The organism is uncultured Methanobrevibacter sp., from assembly GCF_947169325.1.
Classification (GTDB): Archaea; Methanobacteriota; Methanobacteria; order Methanobacteriales; family Methanobacteriaceae; genus Methanocatella.
The window spans coordinates 16,537-41,057 of record NZ_CAMVPN010000012.1 but is presented as its reverse complement, the minus strand read 5'-3'; the positions used below and the strand labels follow the sequence as shown (position 1 = coordinate 41,057).

20 protein-coding genes are annotated in these 24,521 nt (G+C 36.1%); 9 read left to right on the top strand and 11 right to left on the bottom strand.

Features of this window, described 5'->3' with window-relative positions:
- Nucleotides 1-165 precede the first annotated feature (165 nt).
- From Q0W26_RS03210 to Q0W26_RS03200, 3 genes are all read right to left on the bottom strand, one after another.
- Nucleotides 166-1,185, bottom strand: a complete 1,020-nt coding sequence (locus Q0W26_RS03210) for a Fic family protein (RefSeq protein ID WP_298522298.1) — start codon at nucleotides 1,183-1,185, stop codon at nucleotides 166-168.
- 361 nt (nucleotides 1,186-1,546) lie between these two features.
- Entirely contained in the window at nucleotides 1,547-2,617 is a 1,071-nt protein-coding gene (locus Q0W26_RS03205) for a hypothetical protein (protein WP_298522295.1), read from the bottom strand.
- Nucleotides 2,614-3,714 carry an oligosaccharide repeat unit polymerase family protein gene (locus tag Q0W26_RS03200; RefSeq protein WP_298522292.1) on the bottom strand — a complete coding sequence of 367 codons (1,101 nt, stop codon included), beginning with the start codon at nucleotides 3,712-3,714 and terminating at the stop codon, nucleotides 2,614-2,616. The genes Q0W26_RS03205 and Q0W26_RS03200 overlap by 4 nt, the downstream gene beginning before the upstream one ends.
- Nucleotides 3,715-3,822: 108 nt before the next feature.
- Between Q0W26_RS03200 and Q0W26_RS03195 the strand changes: the two genes are divergently transcribed.
- Nucleotides 3,823-5,379: a flippase gene (locus Q0W26_RS03195; RefSeq protein ID WP_298522289.1), complete on the top strand. Its 1,557-nt coding sequence runs from the start codon at nucleotides 3,823-3,825 to the stop codon at nucleotides 5,377-5,379.
- Between the two features lie 13 nt (nucleotides 5,380-5,392).
- Here Q0W26_RS03195 and Q0W26_RS03190 read toward each other — a convergent pair whose 3' ends face one another.
- Nucleotides 5,393-7,258: a sensor histidine kinase gene (locus Q0W26_RS03190; protein ID WP_298522287.1), complete on the bottom strand. Its 1,866-nt coding sequence runs from the start codon at nucleotides 7,256-7,258 to the stop codon at nucleotides 5,393-5,395.
- Between the two features lie 284 nt (nucleotides 7,259-7,542).
- Between Q0W26_RS03190 and Q0W26_RS03185 the strand changes: the two genes are divergently transcribed.
- Entirely contained in the window at nucleotides 7,543-7,713 is a 171-nt protein-coding gene (locus tag Q0W26_RS03185; RefSeq protein WP_298522284.1) for a hypothetical protein, read from the top strand.
- 24 nt (nucleotides 7,714-7,737) lie between these two features.
- Here Q0W26_RS03185 and Q0W26_RS03180 read toward each other — a convergent pair whose 3' ends face one another.
- Both Q0W26_RS03180 and Q0W26_RS03175 read right to left on the bottom strand, forming a co-directional pair.
- On the bottom strand, nucleotides 7,738-8,076 hold the full coding sequence (locus Q0W26_RS03180; RefSeq protein ID WP_298522282.1) for a P-II family nitrogen regulator: 339 nt from the start codon (nucleotides 8,074-8,076) through the stop codon (nucleotides 7,738-7,740).
- Nucleotides 8,077-8,084: 8 nt separating this feature from the next.
- Nucleotides 8,085-9,302, bottom strand: coding sequence for an ammonium transporter (locus Q0W26_RS03175; protein WP_298522280.1), 1,218 nt, complete (start codon nucleotides 9,300-9,302; stop codon nucleotides 8,085-8,087).
- A gap of 482 nt (nucleotides 9,303-9,784) precedes the next feature.
- Here Q0W26_RS03175 and glnA point away from each other — a divergent pair, with 482 nt between their 5' ends.
- From glnA to Q0W26_RS03140, 7 genes are all read left to right on the top strand, one after another.
- A complete protein-coding gene (glnA, locus tag Q0W26_RS03170) occupies nucleotides 9,785-11,122 on the top strand; it encodes a type I glutamate--ammonia ligase (RefSeq protein ID WP_298522278.1) in 1,338 nt (445 codons plus the stop codon).
- Nucleotides 11,123-11,380: 258 nt separating this feature from the next.
- Nucleotides 11,381-12,298, top strand: coding sequence for a glutamine amidotransferase (locus tag Q0W26_RS03165; RefSeq protein WP_298522277.1), 918 nt, complete (start codon nucleotides 11,381-11,383; stop codon nucleotides 12,296-12,298).
- A gap of 12 nt (nucleotides 12,299-12,310) precedes the next feature.
- Complete coding sequence (locus tag Q0W26_RS03160) at nucleotides 12,311-12,964, top strand: tributyrin esterase (protein WP_298522276.1); 654 nt, start codon at nucleotides 12,311-12,313, stop codon at nucleotides 12,962-12,964.
- An 11-nt stretch (nucleotides 12,965-12,975) separates the two neighbouring features.
- Nucleotides 12,976-14,049 carry a Coenzyme F420 hydrogenase/dehydrogenase, beta subunit C-terminal domain gene (locus tag Q0W26_RS03155; protein WP_298522275.1) on the top strand — a complete coding sequence of 358 codons (1,074 nt, stop codon included), beginning with the start codon at nucleotides 12,976-12,978 and terminating at the stop codon, nucleotides 14,047-14,049.
- Nucleotides 14,050-15,531 (top strand): glutamate synthase-related protein, encoded by a 1,482-nt coding sequence (locus Q0W26_RS03150; protein WP_298522274.1) that lies wholly within the window; start codon nucleotides 14,050-14,052, stop codon nucleotides 15,529-15,531.
- A 12-nt stretch (nucleotides 15,532-15,543) separates the two neighbouring features.
- A complete protein-coding gene (locus tag Q0W26_RS03145; protein WP_298522273.1) occupies nucleotides 15,544-18,183 on the top strand; it encodes a PEP/pyruvate-binding domain-containing protein in 2,640 nt (879 codons plus the stop codon).
- A gap of 339 nt (nucleotides 18,184-18,522) precedes the next feature.
- Entirely contained in the window at nucleotides 18,523-19,125 is a 603-nt protein-coding gene (locus Q0W26_RS03140; protein ID WP_298522272.1) for a hypothetical protein, read from the top strand.
- Between the two features lie 159 nt (nucleotides 19,126-19,284).
- On the opposite strand, the gene Q0W26_RS03135 is transcribed toward Q0W26_RS03140, so the two are convergent.
- The 5 genes from Q0W26_RS03135 to Q0W26_RS03115 form a co-directional block, all read right to left on the bottom strand.
- Nucleotides 19,285-20,508, bottom strand: a complete 1,224-nt coding sequence (locus Q0W26_RS03135; protein ID WP_298522271.1) for a nucleotide sugar dehydrogenase — start codon at nucleotides 20,506-20,508, stop codon at nucleotides 19,285-19,287.
- Nucleotides 20,509-20,785: 277 nt separating this feature from the next.
- Nucleotides 20,786-21,391 carry a class I SAM-dependent methyltransferase gene (locus Q0W26_RS03130; RefSeq protein WP_298522269.1) on the bottom strand — a complete coding sequence of 202 codons (606 nt, stop codon included), beginning with the start codon at nucleotides 21,389-21,391 and terminating at the stop codon, nucleotides 20,786-20,788.
- A 116-nt stretch (nucleotides 21,392-21,507) separates the two neighbouring features.
- On the bottom strand, nucleotides 21,508-22,536 hold the full coding sequence (locus Q0W26_RS03125; protein ID WP_298522266.1) for an NOG1 family protein: 1,029 nt from the start codon (nucleotides 22,534-22,536) through the stop codon (nucleotides 21,508-21,510).
- Nucleotides 22,537-22,543: 7 nt separating this feature from the next.
- Nucleotides 22,544-23,101, bottom strand: a complete 558-nt coding sequence (locus Q0W26_RS03120) for a TIGR00296 family protein (RefSeq protein ID WP_298522263.1) — start codon at nucleotides 23,099-23,101, stop codon at nucleotides 22,544-22,546.
- Nucleotides 23,101-24,471 carry a TldD/PmbA family protein gene (locus tag Q0W26_RS03115; protein WP_298522261.1) on the bottom strand — a complete coding sequence of 457 codons (1,371 nt, stop codon included), beginning with the start codon at nucleotides 24,469-24,471 and terminating at the stop codon, nucleotides 23,101-23,103. Before Q0W26_RS03115 ends, Q0W26_RS03120 begins: the two co-directional genes overlap by 1 nt.
- Between the last annotated feature and the right edge of the window lie 50 nt (nucleotides 24,472-24,521).

The following is a 24,521-nucleotide window of genomic DNA, read 5'->3' as shown; positions in this document are numbered from 1 at the left end:
ATTCTTATTAAAAATAAAAAATGTAGTTGGTTGATGATTAACATATTTTTTGGTTGATGATTAATTTTTTAAAACTCTTCAAATTGCTTATTTTTTGATTTAAACTATTCTTATTAAAAATAAAAAAATCATGTTGGTTGATGATTAAGGTTGATGATTAATGTTTTATTTCAAAATATATTCTGTATTTCTGCCTTTTCCGATACTTTCTATCAACTCCTTATTTTTTAGTTTTCTAATAATTTTATAGCTGGCTTGAGGAGTTATATTTAACATCTCTTGAATATCCTTGTTTTGAATATGTCCTTTTTCTTCAAGAAGTGTTAATACGGAAATTTCATTTGGAGTTAATTGAATGGTATTGTCATATTTTGATGTGATTTCACTTAATTTCAATACTTCTGATTTAACTTTATTAATTGAGTACAATACTCCTCTACAGAAATATTCCAGCCACTTTGTCAAGTCATGGTTTTTATCAGCACTGTTTAGCGCATCAACGTAAGCCTGTCTGTCCTGATTGTAATATTCGTCTAAAGTGAAGTAGTCATTGATATTAAATTTGTGAACGGATAGAATTAATGTTGCCATAAGTCTACTGGTACGTCCATTTCCATCAACAAAGGGGTGTATACGTACTAATTCATAATGAAGAATTCCTGCGATAATGACGGGATACATATCATCTGTTGAATTGTTTAACCAATCTAATAGCTCATCTACTAAACCAGGTACTTTATAAGCATCTGGTGGTATATAATTTATTTTTTGAGTATGCAGATTACCAATAAATACACGGGTATCTCTAAATTTGCCCTCATATTCAGGTTTGCTTAATAAATCTTTAGTCAAATCTTTATGTACGGATAAAATTGTGTCTCGGCTAATAACTTTATCTGAATATTGATCTAAATGATTTAATACATTAAAATAATTTAATACTTCCTGTTCTGCTTTTGTAGTTGGTTTTTGATTGTTGTTGATTAATGTTTTTACTTCATCTAAGTTTAATGGATTTCCTTCAATTGATGTTGAGTAATGTGATGATCTAATGAGAGCATCCTGTTTTAATTTGGTATCATATAATGGGATTATTTTTGCATTACTGATAACTTCCTTAGCTGAAGCGATTTCTGCAATATAATTTACAATTTTATCAGTGTATGTAAATTTAGGTTCAAACATAATATCAACTTATTCTTCCTAATTGGTATAATGTATGTGGTTGATGATTAACATATTTTTTGGTTGATGATTAATTTTTTAAAATTCATTAAATTACTTATTTTGGGATAAAAACAATTTTGATTAAAAATAAAAAATGTATGTTGGTTGATGATTAAGGTTGATGATTACAATTTTATGAAAAATTTATTTTAATTTGCTTTGAGAATTTTGGTAACTATACAATTATTCTTGTAATTACCAGTTGTAAATAAAATTTTAAAAATATAGTTACTTCCAAACTAAACTATTTGATTACTCAAATCCAGATAAATGGTAACTATGCAATTTTTCGCTGACTTCCTTTTTGTAAGTAAAATTTTTAACGGTATTGTTTTCTTTGGTTCCAGATTTTCCTTAAACTACTTAGACCGCCGCAATTCTGGTCAAATGAGTCCATACTTGCAGTCAATTCAGCCACTTTAAGACTTGCTTTGCAGCCATCCTTAATTAAACGTTTGCCTTGAGGATTTTTCATCCTGGAAACGGCATGATTTATATCCTGCGCAGAAGCGACATTTATTCCTAAATCTTGAGCCAAATCATTGCTTGCATGTTGGGTATGGAAACCCAGAATCTTTACTGCGGGAACTCCTAAAGCGCCAACTTCAATTGTCACACCCATTCCGGCACAATAAATCACTCCCTGTGAAGCATTCATCAAACTGATTAAATCCACATAACCATCAACAACAATAACATTGCTTTTAGTGATATGTGGTGTTATGGTGGATGCTTCAAACCTGAATGGAATGACCAATATTGTTTTATCTATCTTTTCCGCTTCTTTAATTATTTCAGGAATATCTGAAGCTCTTGTATCTCCTCCTAAAAACAGAACATAAAAATCGTCATGTCGGTACTGTTCATATATTTTTTCAGCTTCCAATATCGGAACTCTGCTTACATATTCCGCCTGAGGATATCCGCCTATATTTACGGTATTTGTAATGTCATACATCTCTTCCAGCTGTTTTGCGGCGGTCTTGTTTGGAACGGTGATTAAATCTGCATAGGCCATCATTTCTATTGGGTTATAGATGTCCTGTTCCATATGGAGTTTGGGAATGTTTAGTTTTTTTGATGCTGCGAGCCCTTTACGCACATCTCCAGCATTTCCGCATGTTAATGTCAAATCAACAGGATGTTTTTTTAAAGCTTTATATGTGCGGACAGTGTCTTTTAAAACCAGTTTGGCGATTGTAAAATTGCTTCGTTTCTTTGTTGTGTTCCTGCGGCCCTCGCCTATTGAAAAAATTTCATTGCTGTAAGGACCCAATAATTCCATTGCCCCTTCACTATGGGTCAGGGATAAAATGTCCGCATCTACCTTTTCAATGATGGGAATTAAGGTTTTTGCAGGAGCAGTTTCTGCTACAACAGCGATATTCATTCAGTGCCCTCCTTTTTAATAGTAACTGCATAAATCAATATGATTATTGAAATTAGATAGAATAACAATACGACCAGATCAGTAGGTCCTGTTTCTATCCATATTATTAAATGAGCCATCAATATTGCATACAACCCAATGAAAATGTTCTTGACACTAATCTGCACTTTATAAATCAAGTTCATTATAAATCCTAAGATTGTCATTTGCAACAGCATGGCATATAATCCGAAATCAAGCAAAGCAGGTCCAAAAATAGTTGAAGTTGTTGAATGCGCTTTACCTATTGTTGCTGAGCCAACAATCACCCTTGGATCTGAAGATTTAAAAAATCCCATCAGGGTATTATATAATAACTGACCATGGGTGCTGCCCTGCCTGAATACTGCATGATCTAGAACCTGCAGAGTATATCCTGCCCTATAAAACAACAGTTCAATTGGAGTTGATGACCAGGTCTGCCATTCAATTGACATGACCGCAATATATCCCACTGCCGCCAGTAATATCAATATGGCAATTATGGATAATGCCAGATATTTCCAAGGCAGGTCCTTAGTGTAATATGATGTTATCAGCACGCTTATTACAATGGCCATTGCGGTTGTTCTATAACCTGTGGCTACAAACAACAATAAACCCAATAAAAACAATAGGTAATATTTCTTGTTGTCATATTTGGCTATTAGAATATTAATTGAAGGTAAAAATATTAAATAGCTTAATAGCCATATCTTTGTTGCGGCACGTGCCTTAAGATAACCGCTGAATAATGGAATTCCTCCCAAATAGATTAGATTTGCTATCTGAAGCAATATTCCAATTATTACCAGTGATAAAACCAGACGCTTAGAGAAAATCTTATCTATTTTTTCGGTATTTATAGTAATCTCTTTGTTCTTAAGAAAATAGTTTGACAATACGATGCCTATGATATAAAATATGATTCCTAGGAATATCACTCCAATGGTGTAAAGATCAACACCAATCAACTTATGTAAATGATAATGAAATGCTATTTGTGAAGATATTAAATAAACAATAACCAATAGAACAACCACCATTGGTGAAAAAATATCATATTTCTTATAGTCCATAGCCATCTACCATAAAATAGTTAATTATCCTTAAATAAATACTTAAATATATAAGTATATTTTTATAAGGTTATATAAACATTTTATTTTAATAATTAAGTGAAGAACATGTCTAATAAGGTACTTAAGAATAGTTTCATTTTAGTAATAGGCAACTTACTTTTTAGGGTTGGAGGCTACATTAATAGACTATTAATGAGTAGAATGCTCGGACCGGAAGGATATGGGTTATATGGTTTGACTTTACCGTTTCAGGGAATATTCCAGATTTTGTCTGCTGGCGGATTGCCTCCTGCAATATCAAAATATGTTGCGCAATACAATGCACAAGATGAAAAGGCATTGACCAGGCAGGTAATTTATACTGCAACCAAGTTCATGGTCTTAATGGCAATATTGCTGAGCATCATCCTATTGTTCTCGTCAAATTTTATTGCAAACGTGATATTTCACAAACCCCTGGTCGTATGGCCGTTACGGGCAGTCAGTCTGATAACTCCTTTTAGCGTAATTGTAGGGGCTATGAGAGGAGCATTTCAGGGTGTCTATAAAAATGAGTATACGGTATATAACAGGATGGCCGAGCAGTTAGCAACGATTGTCTTTGCCGTTGTATTTGTTTATTGCGGATTATATGCTATGGGAGCAGTATTGGGAGGAGCATTCGGTTTTATAGTTTCTGCCATAACTGCAGTATTGTTGTATAAGAAATATATCAGTCCAATGTTCTATTCAGAGGATTCCCTAGATTTAAGTTTTAAAGAGGAATTGAAATTATTATGGATGCTGATTTGTTTTGCAGTGCCGGTAGCTATTACTGCATTATCTGAAATGGCAATTTATGATGTTGGCACATTAGTTATAGGTGTTTTCATGTTATCTACGGATGTAGGGTTTTATAATGCCGCTGATCCAATTTCAAGAATTCCTTTGGTTATTTCACTGTCAATTTCAACAGTATTGCTTCCTGCAACTGCAGAAGCCCATGTTTTAAAAAATCAAAAACTGCTACAGGAATATGTTGTTGACTGTTTAAGGTATTGCATTCTTACAGTTATTCCAATGTGTGTAATTATAAGCATGTTTAGCATGCCTATTATTCAATTGCTGTTTGGAAATGTTTATACTCCTGGTTCTGGAGTTTTAAGTATCTTGGTAATAGGAATGTCCTTTTATAGCGTATATATGATTAGCAGCAGCATACTTCAAGGTATTGGAAATCCTAGGCTGCCAATGTATATTCTGATTTTGGGTACTGTAATGAATATTGCATTGAATGTAGTTTTTGTTAATATGATGGGAATTATAGGTGCCGCCATAGCTACAACAATAACTACATGTATATTGATGATTATTATAATGCTGTTTGTAATCAGGACTACTAAAATATCAATTCCTTGGAAAAATATATTGATGGTATTAGTTTGCAATTTAATTTTAATGGTGGTCTGCTATGTAATTCCTAAAACATTAATTGGTGTAGTCATAGGAGTTATAATTGGCAGCTCCATCTATATTGCATCATTAATAAGGCTAAAAGTTTTAACAAAACGGGATATAACCTTTTTTAGTCAGTATATGAACAAAATCCCTATACTAAAAAAATACACTCCTAAACTAGTTAGATATATTGAAAATAAAGGACTAATGTGTGAAATTGATTAATAAACTAAGGAATCTAACCATGTATTGTATGTTTCATATTTATAGGGAAAATTAAACTGTATCCGGTTCCATTTTCATGTTCAATCAATTTGATTTTACCATTTAACTGTTTTGTGAGATTTTTAATGATTTCGCAACCTAGATTTGTAGTAATTTCCTTAGGGTTTTCAATACCCACCCCATTGTCTCTAAATATCAGCTCGGCATGGTCTTCATCAATTTTAGTTATGCTTTTGTAAATTCTTTTGTCAGGCATGTTTTTGTCAGGAAATGCATGTTTAATTGAATTCATGCTTAATTCGTCAATGATTAACAATAATGGGGTTATGACTTCAATTGTTAAATTAATGTCTTTATCGACATCAGATTCAAATTCAATATCATTTCTCACGCCTGCAACAGCTTTAAGCTGATTATCATGGTCTACAATAAAATCATCTAAGTTGATATTTTTAAAGTCCTTAGTATTATATGTTTTTTCATGAAGCAGGGCAAGTGAAGTCAAACGCGCTTGCATGTGGTCAATAATTAATTCGGGATTATCACGATATACTCTTTTTTCCAGGTTTAAAAAACTGTTTAAAATTTGCAGATTGTTCTTAACTCTATGATGAACCTCTTTAATCAGGATTATTTGATGTTCATTGGCTTCACGCAATTCCTTTTGTTTATTCCTTTCATCAGTGATGTCGGCTAAAAATCCGATACTGTGTTTGTTTTTTCCAAATTCAAATCGCTCGATATACAGTTCAGAGATTTTTTGATTATTTGGATCTCCGCCCACATGGTAGGTGAATGTTTCATCGATTTTATCCAATTTGCCCTCAAATAAATCCATAATTCGTTTTTTTGTTTCCTCTTCAACAATATGGTCTATGACTTTGTAGGAATGAACATACTCTTTCGGGTCTTCATCAATGAAATAATAAAATCCTTCTGAAAACTGATAATGTTTAGGGTTTAACGGTTCAATTAACAAGGCTAGTTTTTCGCTGTTTTTAAAACCGTTCAATAAGAAATCAACAGGCCTTGCGGATGCTTCGGAGTGTTTGGTAACATCATTTATCAGACCATAACGGCTGATTAAATTGCCTTGTTCATCAAAATTTGAATAAAGGTTTATTTCAAGATATTTCAAGGTTCCGTCATGAGTTTTGATTCTGATTAAATCTTCATGATGCCCTACATCGGTGTCCATGATTTGTATGATTTTTTCAATCAGTTTTTTATCTTCAGGAATGGCTAAATCGAACACAATATTATAATATTCATCGTGATCTTCTCTAGGGCGGTTTATGATGTTGTATATGCCTTGTGTCCATGTGTATTTTCCATTGGTTTTACGATAACTTCCGGTCTGTGTAAAATACTCCATCAGATTGGATTTGTCTTCAGCATGTTGTATTTTATCTATTTCCTCTGATTCGTCAGTGTTGATGTGGTCTGCAAGAATGAATAACCTATTATTCTCATAAAGAACCTTAAGAATGGTAATCTTGGATAATTTTTCTTCACTATAATAGAAAATCCTTATCTCTTTAGTTTCTTGGGTACTATAAACCTTGTAGAAAAATTCTTGTAAAATTTCATAATAAATAGGTGATATCTTACTTAGGAGTCTTCCTTTTACCTCATCCAATTGAAGATTTCCTTTATTAAGTATATAATCTCCCAGTGACTTTATAATGAAATCCTTGCCTCCATTATGGGGTATAAGGATGTCCACATCCCTTTGAAAGTTGGAAATGAGCTTTGGAAATGGAATGTCATCCACATGGAATTCAAGGGGTGTTGGTTTATACAATTCTTTTTCATTAATGTCATCAATACGAATTTCTACAAAGTTTTCCAATCTTCTATATTCCTTATCCACTTTCATTTGAATTCCTTCAATTCTAATTGATTTCCAAACTGGATAATACCCAAAACAATAAAACTATTGTTATATTAATGGTCCGTACAACATCACATGAACGATAATTCCGGATTTTGATTAATCCTTAAAAATATTAAACCTGATATTGTTGGATGAACACAATGTATATCCTATTTTTAAGTTATATAAACAATACTATTTAAATTATGACCATATGAGTGTTCGGTTTAAATAAGTAGGGAAATTCATGCCATAATTGAATGAAAATGCATCATGCCGGTATCCTTATGAATGGTGAAGTTCAAACAGGAAAAGATGAGGAATCATATTTCCTTTTTTTTGAGAGTGTCTCTTTAATAATCAGAAGCTATTATTGCAGGATTATTTTTTTGAGTTTGATGGTGGTTTTAAGATATTTAAAAAATAGGGAAGTGATTGCACTTCCCAATAGAGAGTAATTTATATTTTTTAAAGGGAAAGGTCTACACGGCTCTGTCCCCCTCTTCACCGGTTCTTATTCTGATTACGTTGTCTATTGGATAAATGAATATTTTTCCATCTCCAATATTTCCGGTGTACGCGCCTTTTTTAATTGCTTCCACAATAGTGTCAACGCCTTCATCTTTGACAACGATTTCAATACGTGTTTTTGGAATTAAATCAATACAATAGTTGGACCCTCTGTATGATTCCCTAATTCCTCTTTGACTTCCTCGCCCTTTTACTTCAGTGACGTTCATGCCTTCACATCCCACTTCTAAAAGGGCATTTTTAACATCCTGATATTTTTCCTGTCTTATAATGGCAACTATGCTTTTCATTTTTACACCTAGTTAAGATTATATGCTGATTCCTTATGAAGATTTGCGTCAAGACCGCCGATTTCTTCATGATCTTCTACTCTTATTCCACCTAATGCTTTATCTAGAACTTTAGCAAGTATGATACTTATTATAAATGAGTATCCAAGGGTGGCAACAATACTGATTATTTGAATGACCACTTGGTTTGGATTTCCGGCTATTAATCCTGCAACTCCTCCTACGGAAGGAACTGCAAAGATTCCTGTTGCAAGCGCTCCCCAAACACCGGACATGCCGTGAATTCCCCATACATCCAAGGCATCGTCGTATCCGAGTTTTGCTTTTAAGTAATAGATTGCAAAGTATGATACGCATGGTGCTAATGTGCCAATTACCATTGCGCCTGGAACATCAACAAATCCTGCTGCAGGAGTGATTGCCACAAGCCCTGCAACTGCTCCGGAAATTGCACCTAAAACTGTAGGTTTTCCAACTATATATGTATCTAAAGCGGTCCACACGATTAGACCTAATGCTGCTGCTACGTTTGAGACTATAATTGCATTTGCTGCAAGTCCGTCTGCTGCAAGACCTGATCCTCCATTGAATCCCATCCATCCGAACCAGAGTAATGCTGCACCGAGAACAGCATATCCTAAGTTATGCGGAATCAGTGTTGTGTCTTTTCTTTTACCTAACACTAATGCAACAGCCAGTGCTGCTACTCCAGAGTTCATATGAACTACTGCGCCGCCTGCGAAATCAAGGGCGCCTAATTGTGCTAACCATCCTCCTCCCCATACCCAATGGGCTACAGGGACATAGACTATACATGCCCATAATATGGTAAATATTATCCATGCTTTTGTTTTCATCCTTCCAACCAGTGCTCCTGAAATAAGAGCCACGGTCAAGCCTGCAAAGGCACATTGGAACATCACAAACAATAATGTTGGAATGGTTCCGCTTAAATCATCTAATGCAATTCCCTGCAAGAAGAAATTGGTTGGTGATCCTATAAGACCATATAAATCGCTACCAAATGCAAATTGATAACCGAATACTACCCAAATAACACTTACAATTGAAAATGCAATAAAAGTTAAAAAAATTGTATTTAAAACATTCTTACGTTTACTTAATCCTCCATAAAAAAATGCGACAGCAGGAATACTCATTAAAAGTACGAGTAAACTGCAAATAAGTATCCATGCGGTGTCGCCTGCACTAAACATTACATCCATTTTATCTTCTCTATATTAATTTTAATTTGAAACAATAAAATAATCCGAATAATCGGAAATAATATGCCGGAAGTATTCTTCCGATATGATATTGTTGTTGTTTATACTATTTAAAGATTTGTATTTTACAGGTGAACCTTGTCAATTTGGATATCGGAAGTTAAAAATGGATTAAATATTATATAGGATTTGAGGAAATTCAACAGGCAAAGCGGAATGTGCATAATATAATATATTGAAGATGATTTGCTGCCTATAATATTATATATGGTGAACGATCCGGAAAATTGATAATGGGTTTTTTTTTGCTTCATATTTCTGCCATTTTCAAAACCTTTATATACTTATGTTGACATAATTATTAGTCGGAAGGAAGTTTCCTTCCGGCGATGTATTTAATTAAATTCATTTAGTCAAAAGTGTTTTCCACTTTTCAAATCATAAAACTAGTGGTGAATATACTCAAAAAATGATGTGAAATAATGTCAGCAAAAGATAAAAAATTAGACCAAGTAATTAAGACAATCGAAGCAAATGATATAAAATTTTTGAAGTTACAACTCTCAGACATTCATGGATTACCAAAAAGTATGGCTGTGCCTCTTAAAAAAGCAAGTGATGTCGAAGATATTGTTAATGATGGATTGCTATTTGATGGTTCATCAATTTCAGGTTTAGCTTCAATTAATGACAGTGATTTGCTTGCAAAACCGGATATTGAAACATTCTCAACAATTCCATGGAGACCTGAAGTGCAGGGTACCGCCAGATTCATATGTGACATTTTCACTACTGACGGCAAACCTTACGATGGAGATCCAAGGGGTGTTCTTAAAAAATCATTGAAATTAGCAGAGGAAAGAGGATACCAATTCAATATGGGTCCGGAACCTGAATTTTTCATTATAAGAAAAGATGAAAATGGAAAATACGTCCCTGCAGATGAAGCGGAATACTTTGATGTTGAACCATTGGATCAGGGTACCGACATCAGAAGGGAAATCGTACTGGGTTTAGAAAAGTTAGATTTCGATGTTGAAGTAAGTCACCACGAAGTGGCAGCAGGACAGCACGAAGTCGATTTCAAGTATGCTGATGCTTTAAAAACAGCTGATGCAGTCATAACATTTAAAGAGGCTGTTAAAGCAGTTGTCAATAACTTAGGTTTCAAAGCAACTTTCATGCCAAAACCATTCCTCGGAATTAACGGTAGTGGAATGCACTGTAACCAAAGTCTATTTAAAGATGGGGAAAATATCTTTTATGATCCAAATACTGAAAATCAAATATCTCAAGAAGCATTATACTTCATTGGCGGTTTGTTAAAACATGCACCGGCATTATCTGCAATCTTATCTCCAACCGTCAACTCTTACAAACGTTTAGTGCCAGGTTATGAAGCACCATGTTACATTGCTTACGGATTTAAAAACAGGTCAACATTATTAAGAATTCCTGCATCCCGTGGATTAGGTACAAGAATCGAATGCAGATCAGCTGACCCATCATGTAACCCTTACCTTGCATTTGCAGTATTGCTTGAAGCAGGTCTGGACGGTATGGACAATAAAATCGACCCAGGTGAACCAACTGAAGAAAACCTGTTTGCATTTTCAGAAGATGAAATTGCCCAAAAAGGAATTAGCAACTTACCAACCAGTTTATGGGAAGCATACCATTCATTAGAAGAGGACGAAGTTGTTATTAACGCTCTTGGAGATAAGGTATTCAATCAGTTCTATAATATCAAAAGGGCTGAATGGGATTCATACAGAATACAGGTATTCGATTATGAAAGGGATGAGTACCTAAACGTATAGTTATTCATTTATATGAATTGGTGGAAAGGATTGAAGTTTTCTCCACCAATCAAAAAATTTTTCTGGAGGTTGAAAATAAGAGGGAATCATTAAAAATCAGGAATATTTTGTAAACAGTTTGAAATTTTAGAATTATTAATTTTTAAGGCATATGGTAATTTTAGAATCAAGATAGTGATTATTATTTTTTTAAAAAGGCATAATGTAATTTTCGAATATTTTTTTATATAAGGCATATGTAAATAGAAGGTAGAAAAAATGTGTGGAATAGCAGGTGTAATATACAAGGATAAAAAAGCTCACCCTGTAGGTGAATCCTTAACATCAATGTTGGAATCTCTGCAACATAGGGGTCCTGATTCAGCAGGTTATGCAATATATGGCAGTTTGAATTTTCCAGATAATTATTATCAATTAAACATTGAAGTAAAAAGAAAAAGGGGAGCATTAGATAATTTAAAATCATTATTAACTCAAATAAGTCCAATTTTTGAAGAACAGATAATTGAATCTGTAGGTGATTCAGACGTATATAAATGCAAAATAGCATTGGATGAATATTCTCTTTTGAAACCATATATAAGAGAAATAGATGAATTGGAAAACGTACGTGTTATCAACGGATCACATTCCTTTGAAATGATAAAGGATGTTGGAAAAGTAAAGGACATCGCAGAGAGGTTTGATGTTAAAAGCAGGATGGGGACACATGGAATAGGACATACCCGTTTTGCAACAGAAAGTGGCGTAGACCGCTATCATGCACACCCATATCAAAGCTACATCATACCGGATATAACAGTAGTCCATAACGGACAGATTACCAACTACTGGAAAATAAGGGATCCGTTAGAAAGAAAAGGCCATACTTTCGAATCATTCAACGATACAGAGTGCATTGTTCATTATATGGCAGATAAACTCAACCAGGGATACAAACTTGAGGAAGCTTTAGACCAAGCAGTAATTGATTTGGATGGTCCATTTTCAATATTGGTGGGAACACCTAATGGAATAGGCATTGCAAAGGATAAACTTGGTCTCAGGCCTGGAGTAATGGTGGAAACTGATGATATTTTTGCAATAGCATCAGAAGAGATGGCATTGCATGATGTTACAGATTCCAATCAGATAGAACAGATTTACCCTGGCGAAACAAGGGCTTACACCATCTAAGGGGGTTTATCCATGAAAGAATATGTTATTGATGCAAATGAAATGGCTGAAAAAGAATTAAACCGCACCATAAAAGAACAGGCCGCAAATTATGATAAACTCATTATTGAAAATCCCGAATCCAAACACAATATCTGTGCAGGTTTGACAGAAGATGTGGACATAGAAATCAATGGTTCTGCAGGTTATTTTGTCGGAACAATGGTTAACGGACCAAGAATTCACATCAATGGAAATGCAGGCTGGTTTGCTGGAGACAATATGACCGAAGGGGAACTGATTATTGAAGGTACAGCAGGAGACGGCGCAGGACAGGGAATATACGGTGGAACAGTGCTGGTAAAAGGAAGTACTGGTTCAAGAACTGGAGAGATCATGAAAGGAGGAACTGTAATAATTGGCGGAAACAGCGGGTTCATGACTGGATTGCTTATGATGGGAGGCAGGCTCATAATTCTTGGTGATGTAACCGATGATGTTGGTGAATCAATTATGAGAGGTTCCATATTTGTTCTTGGAAATGTGAAAAGTTTAGGAAAAAATGCTGTTATGGAAAAAACCACCTCCGAAGACAAAAGGGAGCTAAAAGAGATTTTAACAGAATATGGTTTTGATCTGACTGACAGCGATTATGATAATTTCAAAAAAATTGTTAATATGCAATAGGGGCTGATAAGATGAGTGAACATAGAATAGCAATGGTTGGAACACCATGTGAAATTATGGCAGCATCCAAACTTCAAAATTACACCGATAGCCCTATTGACGTTAAACTGGGCTTATTTTGTATGGAAAATTTTTCATATAAATACTTTGAAAATCTTTTAAAAGAGTACGATTTGAAAATGGAGGATATTGAAAAATTCCAAATAACCAAAGGATTTGTATTTTTATCATTAAAAACTAGAGAAACTGTGAAAATACCGATATCAATAGCTAAAAGAATAATCAGAAAAAACTGCAACATATGTGTTGAATTGACATCAGAAACATCTGATATTTCAATAGGTTCTATAGGATCAGATGAAGGATGGTCAACATTGATAATACGAACTGAGAAAGGCGAGGAAATAGTCAATGGGGCATTGGAACAAAAATTCATTGAAGCTAAGGAGCTTACACAATCACAATTCAATCTATTAAATAAACTTGCAGAAAATAAAATAAACAAAAATCTGGAAGAGATTGAAAAAAGAGAATTTCTGGCTAGGCCTGTATTGTATCAAAGGGAAAAATCCGATGATTCAATCGCAAACGAAATCTCAGAGTCTAAATTCTTAGATTTAAAATCCAATGTCATTGATATTGGTGCATGTGTGCTCTGCGGAGCATGTGAATACGTATGTCCGGACAATCTGATAACCATTGATGATACAAAACCGATAATGAGAGGTGAATGCCCTCAGGATTGTCATGCTTGCTTTGCAGTTTGTCCAAGAACTTTTATCCCTGAAGATTTGCGAAATGACAATTCAAAAGCAATCGGTGACTTTATAAAAGTCTTATCCGTCAAATCCATAAAGCACAGTCAGGGTCAGGACGGTTCTATTGTCACAACACTGCTTGATTATTTATTGACTAATGACATTGTAACTGAAGCGCTTGTTGTTGACAAAGAGGATTATCTGGCCTGGAAACCTTATGCAAAACTGACACGTGACATTGATGAGGTTATCAAATCCGGAGGAACAAAATATTCTGTTTGTCCTGTTTTCAAACCGTTGAAAAATATAGATGAGGGGGTGAATTAAATGTCATTTACTGTTGAAAGGAAAATAGAGATTTGTAGGCAGAATAATGATAGGCCAGGCTGTTGCTGGTATTTATGTGACAATCCTAAAAAATCATCATGTAAAAACTGTTACAGCTGTTATTCAAATTGCCCTCACGGAGTATATGAAGTAATCAATGATGAACCTCTTCCAATACATCAGGAAAATTGTGTAGGATGTAAAATCTGTGAAGAGATGTGTCCGACACACGCAATATACGTCAGGCCTCTTGTAGATGAAGGAAGAGGAGTATGGTCAAATTCAACAATGGTTGAAATCAAACGTAAAAGTCAAACTGGATCATATAAGGTACGTGGTTGCGGATTGACCAGAAAAATCCCAACATTTGATGATTTAAGCATATTGCCAGCACAAGTGTCAAGACCTCCAATAGACTCATACAGAGAAACATGCAAAACTTCAGTAGTCCTTGGTGACCGATTTGCAGAAAATCCAATCGAAATTGACACTCCTATTATGATTGGAGCAATGTCTTTCGGTGCATTAAGTAAAGAGGCAAAAATGGCATTGGCTATTGGAAGCAGTAAGGTAGGAACTATAACCAATACTGGTGAAGGAGGAATGCTTCCTGAAGAGAGACATTATGCCGATAAGCTGATTGCTCAATATGCATCAGGTCGTTTTGGAGTATCTGCACGATATTTAAACAATGCTGAGGCTGTTGAAATAAAAATAGGTCAGGGTGCGAAATCAGGTATGGGAGGACATTTGCTTGCCCATAAGGTAACTGCAGAAGTTGCCAGAGTCAGAAACATTCCGGAAGGAACTTCCGCATTAAGTCCCGCCAGACATATGGATATTGTCGGGCCTGAGGATTTGGGTATGAAAATTGACCAACTGAGAGAAATCACAGATTGGAAAATACCTATTATTGTTAAATTTGCAGCAGGTAGGGTCGAACAGGATGTGAAAATTGCAGCAAAGGCAGGTGCGGATATAATTGTGGTTGACGGTATGCAGGGAGGAACCGGTGCCGGACCTGAAGTAGTTACTGAACATGCAGGTATTCCTACAATAGAAGCGATAGTGAAAGCTGATGATGCTCTTAAAGACATTAACTTAAGAAGCGAGGTAAGTCTTGTCGCTGCAGGGGGAATAAGGTCAGGAGCTGATGTGGCAAAAGCAATAGCTTTAGGCGCAGATGCAGTATATATTGCTACATCCGCATTGATTTCCATAGGTTGTAAGGTTTGCCAATCCTGTTCTGAAGGCATCTGTCCAAAAGGAATTGCAACACAGGAAAGAGTACTTAGAAGAAGATTGGATCCTATTAGAAAAGGCCAGCAAGTTGCAAATTATATTGAAGCAATGACTCAGGAAGTGACTTCATTAACTCAACAGGCAGGAAATACAGATATAGAAAATCTGGAACGTCAAGATCTTGTTGCATTAACAATGGAAGCTTCACAATTAACTGGAGTTCCGATGGTGAGAAATTAAGGAGACATTATTATGGCAGCATTCGACAGAGTTAAATCAGGAATCCCTGGACTTGATAATGCTTTAGATAATATTCGTTTAGGGGATAATGTGGTATGGAATGTTACAAATCTAAATGAATTTTCTTACTTTGTCAGTCCTTATGTCAAACAGGCAAAAGAGGATAATAGGAACTTGATATACATTAGGTTTGCTAATCACCCTCCATTGATAGAGATGAATGATGAAGATTTTAGATTGCTTGAGATTGAACAGGAAAATCCTGACACAGAGTTTTGCATGATAGAACGTGATGGGATTAAGATATATCTGGTGGATCCGTATAAGCAGTTCGAGACATTCACTTTGGAAGTTCACAGAATCATAGAAAAAGAGGGTTTTGACGCATTTTATGTTTTTGATTGTTTAAGCGACCTTCAGGCCGTTTGGTCAACTGATTTGATGATGGGTAACTTCTTTAAGGTTACCTGTCCATTTTTATTTCAGTTGGATACTGTAGCATATTTCCCGATTCTTCGTGGAAGGCATTCATATGAGGCTATTGCTAAAATTCGTGAAACAACACAACTGTTCTTAAATGTATACTCAAATTCTCCAGAAGAGGTCTATGTCACTCCATTGAAGGTATGGAACAGATATTCCCAAACCATGTTTTTAGGACATAAATTTAATCCGATTACAGGTTTTGTTAAAGTTCTGCAGGACGGTCAGGAAGTTAGCAAATACTATAAAACAATCAATTCGGACAAATATCAGAATGAACAGACTTTAGATAGCTGGGAGAGATACATGCTTCAGCTTAGAAGGGAGTATGAAGAAGGCAGAAATATCGATGATGAGTGCGATAAGATCTGTGAGCTAATGATGACGAAAGATGAGAAGATGCTTTCCAAAATCAGGGAATACTTCACATTTGAAGACTATATCACAATCTATGACCGTCGTGTAGGCAGTGGATTGGTAGGAGGTAAAACCTGTGGAATGCTGCTTGCAAGAAAAATAATCGAAAAGGATCGTCCAGACATATACCGCAATTTTGAGCCTGATGATTCATTTTACATAGGTTCCGATTTATTCTATACCTATATTGTTTCAAATGACCTATGGGATTTAAGAGTAAAGCAGAGAACAAAAGACGGTTATTATAAATACGGTAAGGAGCTGGAAGAGGCTCTTAAAACAGGTACCTTTTCAGACCAGATTAAAAAAGAGTTCATACATATTTTGGATTATTTCGGACAGAACCCGATTATCGTCAGGTCAAGTAGTTTTCTAGAAGACGGATATGGAAATGCATTTGCAGGAAAATACGAATCAGTCTTCTGTGTGAACAGAGGAAGCCTCGAGGAACGTTTGGCCGCCTTTGAGGAAGCCGTTAAGATAGTCTATTCAAGTACAATGAACATCTCAGCTTTGGAATACAGGAAACTGAACGGTTTGGATGACACCGATGAACAGATGGCCCTATTGGTTCAAAGGGTTTCCGGTTCATATTATGACGATTATTTCTTCCCGACTGCGGCAGGAGTTGGATTTTCATACAGTCCGTATTCTCCGCTTCCGGATATGGATAACAGCAAAGGTATGCTAAGGCTTGTAATGGGTCTGGGTACAAAGGCTGTTGACAGGACAAAAAAGGATTATCCTAGAATCATTAATCTTGATAAGCCTGAACTGACCATGATGAAGGATATTAAGGAAAAACACAGGTATTCTCAACATTATCTGGATGTAATCGATTTGAAAAATATTTCTCTGCATGACATTTCCATTGATGATGGTTTGGATATCATTCCAAAATATGCAAAGAAAGTCTTAATCGAACATGACCGTGAGGCAGAGAGGATGTTTCGTGAACGTGGCCAACGCCGCGAAATAGTATTCGTTAACTGTGAGGGGATTGTAAAAAATCAGGAATTCATTGATGAGATGAAGGAGATTTTAAATACATTGGAAACAGCTTATGATTATCCGGTTGACATTGAATATACTGTCAATTTCGGAGAAGATGATTCATTTAACATAAACTTGTTGCAATGCCGTCCTCTGCAGGTTTCAACAAACAATGAGGATATTGAAATGCCTGAAGACAAAAATGTCTTCTTCCATATTAAGGAATCTTCAATGGGAATGTCACGAAAGAACAAAATCGACACAATCTGCTATGTCGATCCGCATAAGTATTATGAATATCCGTATGCTCAGAAAAGCTCATTGTCTCGTGTAATCAGTGAGGTGAATGCTTACTGCAGGGATAATGATAAGACCGCAATGCTGATAGTTCCTGGAAGAATAGGTACTTCCTCTCCGGAATTGGGCATTCCTGTGGTGTTTGCCGACATTAGTCATTTCACTGCAATTCTGGAGGAAGCATATAGCGAAGTCGGTTATATGCCTGAACTGTCTTTTGGAAGCCATATGTTTCAGGATTTGGTGGAAGCGGAGATATACTATGGGGCATTATTTGAAAACGATAAAAAAATCGAATTCAATAAGGACATGATATTTGACCATCCAAATATCCTAAAAGACATAAATCCCGATTTAAATGAGGATATCTATTCCATGGTTCAGGTTATAGATTTCGACGATGGCAGGGTGGAATTTTATCATGACATGAATAAGGACGAAACAATGTGCATTTTCAAATAATTTAACTATATGTTTAAAACAGATAATAATGGAGCATATTTCATTATTTGGGCAGGTGGGTGGGACATATGCCTTTTTTATTTGTAATAATTCTTTTTTCATTAAAAAAGATTTTTCAAATAAAAGAAAAAAGTATGACAAAATATTCGTGTGATTATCGCCCTATTGTTAAAATAGGGTTCTTTTCACACGTTTTTTCATGATGATTTTTAAGTTGTTGATTACTACTATTCTAAATTGTTATGCAATATGTTTGAATGAAAGTTAATTGTTAGTTTGTATTCTCTTTTTGATATTTACATTAACGAATATTTATATGTAAAAAACATAATTATTAATATGTCTTTCAAAAAAAAGTTTTCACTTGCAATCGTTGATGTTGAAAAAATAGACGAGATTAATAAAATCATAATCAAATATGGATTTGACCTCCAGCAGTATTCCTCACATATCTATTTTAATCTAGCTCCTATAGATGCTGATCACATCTACAAGGACATTTCCTTTTTTCAATTGGAATCTGAAAATGAATTGGGGTTGAATAAAAAATTAGATGATTTAATCGAAGAGATTAATCAGCTAAATACTCAATTTGCCATTAGGGAGGAGGAAACTCATGAAATGATTGTTGAAATTAATCAGGTAATGGCAATCTACATTAAATTTGACAACGTAAAATTCATAAAAGAAGGCACATATGAAAAAATTGACGCAATGGACCATTTGAAAACCGAATTTGGAATATGCAAAACATATAATCCTAACTTCCGTCCGCTCGAAAACAGGTCAATAGAGAACACGGTTGTCGAACCGGAAATCGTTTATCTGTTTGCGGACTCTGAGGAGAATCTTTCAAAATTAAAAGAAGATATTTGCGAAAAAATCATGGAAATCGATTCAGATTTTGAATTGGAATTCAAACCATTCAGGTTCATCGATTAGGAAGCATAGGATAAACGAAAGACAAGAATGGTAATTGGTTGATTATTATTTTATATAGTTAAAGCATTGCGTTCATGATGATGACGCAATGAAACTTATTTTTCTAAAAATCTAAAAATAATAAAAAAAGGGGGTGTTTAATGTTCATTAAACACTTATCTAATCTCTTCTGAAGAGATCTCTTGTATAAACTTTGTCTGCAACATCTTCGAGAATGTCTGCATCGAAACGGTTTGCAAGAATCACATCGCTTTCGCTCTTGAAGCGGTCAATGTCATTCACCACTTCGGATTTGAAAAATTCACTTCCATCATCCAATGTTGGTTCGTAGATGATTATTGGAATTCCTTCTGCTTTTATACGTTTCATTACTCCCTGGATGGCAGATGCACGGAAGTTGTCACTGTTGCTCTTCATGGTGAGGCGGTAGACTCCGACTGTTTTAGGATTTCTTGAAATAATCTGGTTGGCAATGAAATCCTTACGCACAACGTTGGAATTGACTACAGCCTTTATCATGGTTTGAGGAACATCCTTGTAGTTTGCCAAAAGCTGTTTTGTGTCCTTAGGCAGGCAGTATCCTCCGTATCCGAATGAAGGGTTGTTGTAGTGTCCTCCGATACGAGGGTCCATGCATACTCCGTCAATAATCATCTGTGTGTCAAGGCCTTTTGTCTGTGCATAGGTGTCAAGCTCGTTGAAGTAGCTCACTCTTACTGCAAGGTATGTGTTTGCAAAAAGCTTTATTGCCTCAGCTTCGGTCAGGTGTGCCAGCAATATTGGAATGTCCTGTTCAGGGCATCCCGCTCTTTTTTCCTCTTCTCTTGCGCCTTCAAGAAGAAGTTCTGCAAACATTTCTCCTTCCTCTTTCTGGTCATCGTCGCATCCGACAACGATACGGCTTGGATGAAGGTTGTCGTAAAGGGCCTTTGACTCACGAAGGAATTCCGGACTGAATATGATGTTGTCGATTCCATACTTTTCACGCACTGATTCGGTATATCCGACAGGTATTGTTGATTTGATGACCATAAGCACATCCGGATTGACCTTGAGGGTCCATTCGATTGCATCTTCAACCGCTGAGGTGTCAAAGAAGTGATTCACATCATCATAATTTGTAGGTGTAGCTATAATTACAAGCTCTGCACTTTTGTATGCGGCTTCCTTATCGGTGGTTGTATGGAGATTGAGCTGTCTTTCCCCATCACGAACCTCCTTGAAGAACCTTTCTATCTCATCATCTTGAATTGGGCTGATAAACTGGTTGAGCTTTTCAGCTTTTGATTCTGTTGTTGTAATAGCTGTAACTTCATGATTTTGGGCCAGTAGAACAGCAAGGGATAGCCCTACATATCCTACGCCTGCAACTGTAATTTTCATTATATTTTCTCCTATTTTTGTATATTAAAGGTATAATTTTCTTTGTATATATTATTATGCTAAATTTCAGTCGTTAATGTGGAGCATTTGTTGGCTATCGAATGCTTGATGTTTCAGCCATTTTAATTAATGGTTGTTCTTTTTCATTTAATTTGGTGAGGCGTCTTTGACATTAACGATGAGGATATTGAAAAGGGATTTGCTTGGGAGTGTGGCATATATCATTTACTTTCAAAAGTAGTTTTTCAATATCAAATATGGGATGGTAATGTGGAGGTTATTTCTCTGCAATGTGAAAAGCGGTGCGCTCTGAAGTCTTGATTGATGAAACAGGGTTAAATCCGTTTTTATCAAATATTTTTTTCATTTCTTCCAGTCCATAGAAATGATAGTCTCCCTTTTTTGAAAACTTTGTGAGAACATTCATCACAGGTCTTACTAGAGTTGGAACATAAGGATCTCCAATCAGCAGTTTTCCCCCATACTTCAAAACGCGATGCATTTCCTGAAGAACGGTGTCTGGATGAATGTAGTGGTGAAATGAAGCATTGCAGACGATAATGTCAAATGAATTATCATAAAAAGGCAGTTTTTCGGCATCACTAACCAGAAATGTTGCATGACTGCAGTTCTTTTCAGCTTCTGCAATCATGTTTTTGGAAAAGTCAATACCTGTCAGTTCATATTTACCTTCCGGCAGATAAGTAAACAGGTTGGCGTTTCCACAGCCCACATCCAAAATTCTTCCGCCGTCTAATTTTTCAATCTCTTGAACAATGACTTCATACATCGGTTCGACAAATTTTCCATCGCTTGAATTGTTATAGTCTGAAGCTGTTTCGTCAAAATGCTGTTTTGTCTTGTCTTTTGTATTCATAATCATGAATATAACTTGGTGATGTCAATATAAATAGTTGTTTTGCGATGCTTCCAAGATGCGCAATGGATGGGGTAAAATGCAAAAAGTTACGAGTAAAAATAAAATGGTGATGAGAAGTATCAGTAGTACTCGTCATCATCGTCTTCTTCTTCAACTGTGCGGTCGATTTTCTTGATGGTGTTGATTTTCCTGTTTATTATATCAATGCCTTCTCCTTCAATGGCGGAGATGAAAATTGAGTTTTCCTCATCGTCAATGTACTGCTTGAGGTGCTTTGCATCCTCAACAAGGTCCCTCTTGTTGAAGAGATAGATTACAGGAATGTCTGAGAAGATCTTTTCGATTTGTTTTAATAGGTTATACTGGTTATCCAAATGGAAACCACAGGTTTCTGATGCATCAAAAATGAACAGTATGGCATCTGCAAGGTGCTCAAGAGCAACAATAGCATTCATCTCAATGTCATTCATCTCCAAAACCGGCCTGTCAAGCAAACCCGGGGTGTCGATAATCTGTACGTGTTTCCAGTGCATTTCAGTGTGGCCTATCTGTATACCTTTTGTTGTAAAAGGATAGTTTGCAACCTGAGGGTCGGCACTGCTCAGTTGTCTTAGAAGAGTTGATTTTCCAACGTTCGGAAAACCTGCAATTACGATTGTGACTGCTTCAAAATCGATTGTAGGCATGTTTCTCAGGTTCTGTTTTGCAAAGTCCAGAAAGTCCAAATCCTTTTTGATTTTATGGATTACTGAGGAAATCCTTCCGTATGCCTGCTTTTGAATTGCAGTTGCCTTTTCAGAAGGATTTTTTCTGATTTTAGCACCATATTCCTTTTCAAGTTGAGTAATGATTCCGTAAGCCCAGTTGAGCGCTCCAAGAGACTGTTTCATATCGTCCACACCGACGGTAATGTCAATGTAGTCTTGATAGAACGGATGAAGGCTTTCGATTTCAGGAACTGCATCAAGAATGGATTTCAGTTTGTCTTTTATGACTTGACATGAAGTCACCACTCTTCGCTCTTCAATTCTTTTTCCTTTCAAATGTTTCGGTATTTTTTGAGACCTTATGAGGTCTGCCTGTTTTTTACCCCGGCTGAATCCCTTGTCCAGTATCTCTTCAGGCGTAGGTATTGTCGGTATCATCATATTATCACTATTTAAAGATTTGGCCTTGGAACTTGTACACGTCACAGCTTTCGTCCATCCAGCTGTCCGCACTGATTCCTGCCTTCATGCATGTGTTTTCTAAAAACTCTTCAATCGTAAATGCCTGTTCTGTAGCAACTTGGGGAAGCAAAAGCCCTCTTGAATATCCTTTCTGAACAATCAATCCGTCAACTCCAATTTCGATTTCCTCAAAGTATTGGTCAGGATGAGCCACAACAATCATTTCAGGCTTTGTCAATACGGTCACTTCCAAATCAAGTATCGGATATTCATCCTTTGTAACTGCACTGAACCTTGGATCGTTGAAGGCCGCTGCAATGGCTACGTCAATTGTTGCCTGTATTGCAGTTTCAATAGGTTCAGCATAACCTATGCAACCTCTAAGTGCATTATTTTTGTTCAATGTAACGAATACTCCTAAATTTTCATCTAATTCAATTGGATAATCTTCAGGTATCTCCATTTTCTCTTTTGTGTTAATGTAATGTTCAATCGCTTTGTGTGCCACTTCAACCAAATATTGTCCTGCTCTGTCGCTAATCATTATCCCATTCCTCCTACTAGTGCATTCATTATCCTTGTGTGAGGTCCTCCGTCACCTACCGGAGCGGTCTGACCGTCCTTTCCACAGAATCCGACGCTTAATTTAAAGTCGTTTCCGATTGCGTCGATGTTTTTCAATGTTTCAAGGATGTTTCCGGAAAGTGAAACGTCCCTTAGAGGGGTTTTAAGTTCTCCCTTTTCAATCAGGTATCCTTCAGCAGCATTGAATTGGAAAATTCCTTTTCCTGTGTCCACCTGCCCTCCTCTTGAACCTTTAAGATAGATTCCGTCGTCAATGTCTTCAATCAGTTCCTCAAATGTCATGTCTCCTGGCTGAAGGTAGGTGTTGCTCATCCTTACAATAGGTTTGTCGGATATTATTGATCTTGCATTTCCGGATGATTTCATGCCCAATTGTGAGGCGGTTTCCCTTGAGTTTAAAAGTGATACCAGCTTCCCGTCCTTTACCAGCTGGTTAGGTTTTGTCTTTATTCCTTCAACGTCATATGGATAATATCCGAATCCTTCCTTAAGGCTTGCATCATCAAAGATATTCACGATGTCGGATGCAATCATCTCTCCCATTCTGCCTTTGAGGATGGAGTCGTTCTGTAAAATCAAATCTCCTTCAACAGCATGTCCCAGTGCTTCGTGGATTAGAACTCCTGTAAGTTCAGGGTCAGCTATTACAGGGAATCTGCCTGAAGGTGCAGGCTTGGCGTCAAGCAATCTTACAGCCTTTTCACCGATATTTCTTCCGAACTCTTCAATGTCTCTGTCGGCTATTGCCTCAAACCCTTTCACTCCGCCCATGCTGCCATGTCCGAACTGGATTATCTCGCCGTCGGTTGCAGAAGCGTTCAGGGCCATTCTGACTCTTGAGGTTTCAACTTCTATCTGTGAGCCTTCGCTGTTCATGAAAAGCTCATCCACTTTGCTGTCCACATATCCGATGGTGGTACTGTTCACCTTTTCGATTGTGGCTGCATCGCTGGCTTCTTTCATTATCTCCTTTTTCTCATCAACTGAGATGTCCTTGAAAGGGATTCTTACGTCAACTGCGGTTTTGTCCTTCACCGCTTCGGTTTCACTCAGTTTCACGTCTCCTTTAAGTGATGAGGACAGTTTTATTGCGGTTTCGGTTATTTCATTAATTTTGGATAAGTCTGTAGTGTATGCAAAACCCCATGCTCCATTATTCAACACTCTAATTCTTGCCCCTAAGCTCATTCCTGTGTTGATTTCATCTACATTACCGTCTTTCATTAATATGGAAGTTGTTTCACCAATTCCAGAACGGACATCAATGTAATCTACTTTTTTGGAAGTTTTTGCAATAACATTTTCGAATAAATCAACATATTCTTCCATTTCTAATCACTCATTAAGAATTAATCTATTATTATTTTGGTTTTGATGTT

Excerpts from the sequence above, each read along its gene's own strand:
- Q0W26_RS03180 (WP_298522282.1), bottom strand. The coding sequence starts at position 8,076 with ATGAAAAGCATAGTTGCCATTATAAGACAGGAAAAATATCAGGATGTT.
- Q0W26_RS03200 (WP_298522292.1), bottom strand. The coding sequence starts at position 3,714 with ATGGACTATAAGAAATATGATATTTTTTCACCAATGGTGGTTGTTCTA.
- Q0W26_RS03195 (WP_298522289.1), top strand. The coding sequence starts at position 3,823 with ATGTCTAATAAGGTACTTAAGAATAGTTTCATTTTAGTAATAGGCAAC.
- Q0W26_RS03190 (WP_298522287.1), bottom strand. The coding sequence starts at position 7,258 with ATGAAAGTGGATAAGGAATATAGAAGATTGGAAAACTTTGTAGAAATT.
- Q0W26_RS03210 (WP_298522298.1), bottom strand. The coding sequence starts at position 1,185 with ATGTTTGAACCTAAATTTACATACACTGATAAAATTGTAAATTATATT.
- Q0W26_RS03140 (WP_298522272.1), top strand. The coding sequence starts at position 18,523 with ATGTCTTTCAAAAAAAAGTTTTCACTTGCAATCGTTGATGTTGAAAAA.
- Q0W26_RS03130 (WP_298522269.1), bottom strand. The coding sequence starts at position 21,391 with ATGATTATGAATACAAAAGACAAGACAAAACAGCATTTTGACGAAACA.
- Q0W26_RS03135 (WP_298522271.1), bottom strand. The coding sequence starts at position 20,508 with ATGAAAATTACAGTTGCAGGCGTAGGATATGTAGGGCTATCCCTTGCT.
- Q0W26_RS03185 (WP_298522284.1), top strand. The coding sequence starts at position 7,543 with ATGAATGGTGAAGTTCAAACAGGAAAAGATGAGGAATCATATTTCCTT.
- Q0W26_RS03150 (WP_298522274.1), top strand. The coding sequence starts at position 14,050 with ATGTCATTTACTGTTGAAAGGAAAATAGAGATTTGTAGGCAGAATAAT.
- Q0W26_RS03120 (WP_298522263.1), bottom strand. The coding sequence starts at position 23,101 with ATGATTAGCGACAGAGCAGGACAATATTTGGTTGAAGTGGCACACAAA.
- Q0W26_RS03165 (WP_298522277.1), top strand. The coding sequence starts at position 11,381 with ATGTGTGGAATAGCAGGTGTAATATACAAGGATAAAAAAGCTCACCCT.
- Q0W26_RS03160 (WP_298522276.1), top strand. The coding sequence starts at position 12,311 with ATGAAAGAATATGTTATTGATGCAAATGAAATGGCTGAAAAAGAATTA.
- glnA (WP_298522278.1), top strand. The coding sequence starts at position 9,785 with ATGTCAGCAAAAGATAAAAAATTAGACCAAGTAATTAAGACAATCGAA.
- Q0W26_RS03175 (WP_298522280.1), bottom strand. The coding sequence starts at position 9,302 with ATGGATGTAATGTTTAGTGCAGGCGACACCGCATGGATACTTATTTGC.
- Q0W26_RS03115 (WP_298522261.1), bottom strand. The coding sequence starts at position 24,471 with ATGGAAGAATATGTTGATTTATTCGAAAATGTTATTGCAAAAACTTCC.
- Q0W26_RS03205 (WP_298522295.1), bottom strand. The coding sequence starts at position 2,617 with ATGAATATCGCTGTTGTAGCAGAAACTGCTCCTGCAAAAACCTTAATT.
- Q0W26_RS03145 (WP_298522273.1), top strand. The coding sequence starts at position 15,544 with ATGGCAGCATTCGACAGAGTTAAATCAGGAATCCCTGGACTTGATAAT.
- Q0W26_RS03125 (WP_298522266.1), bottom strand. The coding sequence starts at position 22,536 with ATGATGATACCGACAATACCTACGCCTGAAGAGATACTGGACAAGGGA.
- Q0W26_RS03155 (WP_298522275.1), top strand. The coding sequence starts at position 12,976 with ATGAGTGAACATAGAATAGCAATGGTTGGAACACCATGTGAAATTATG.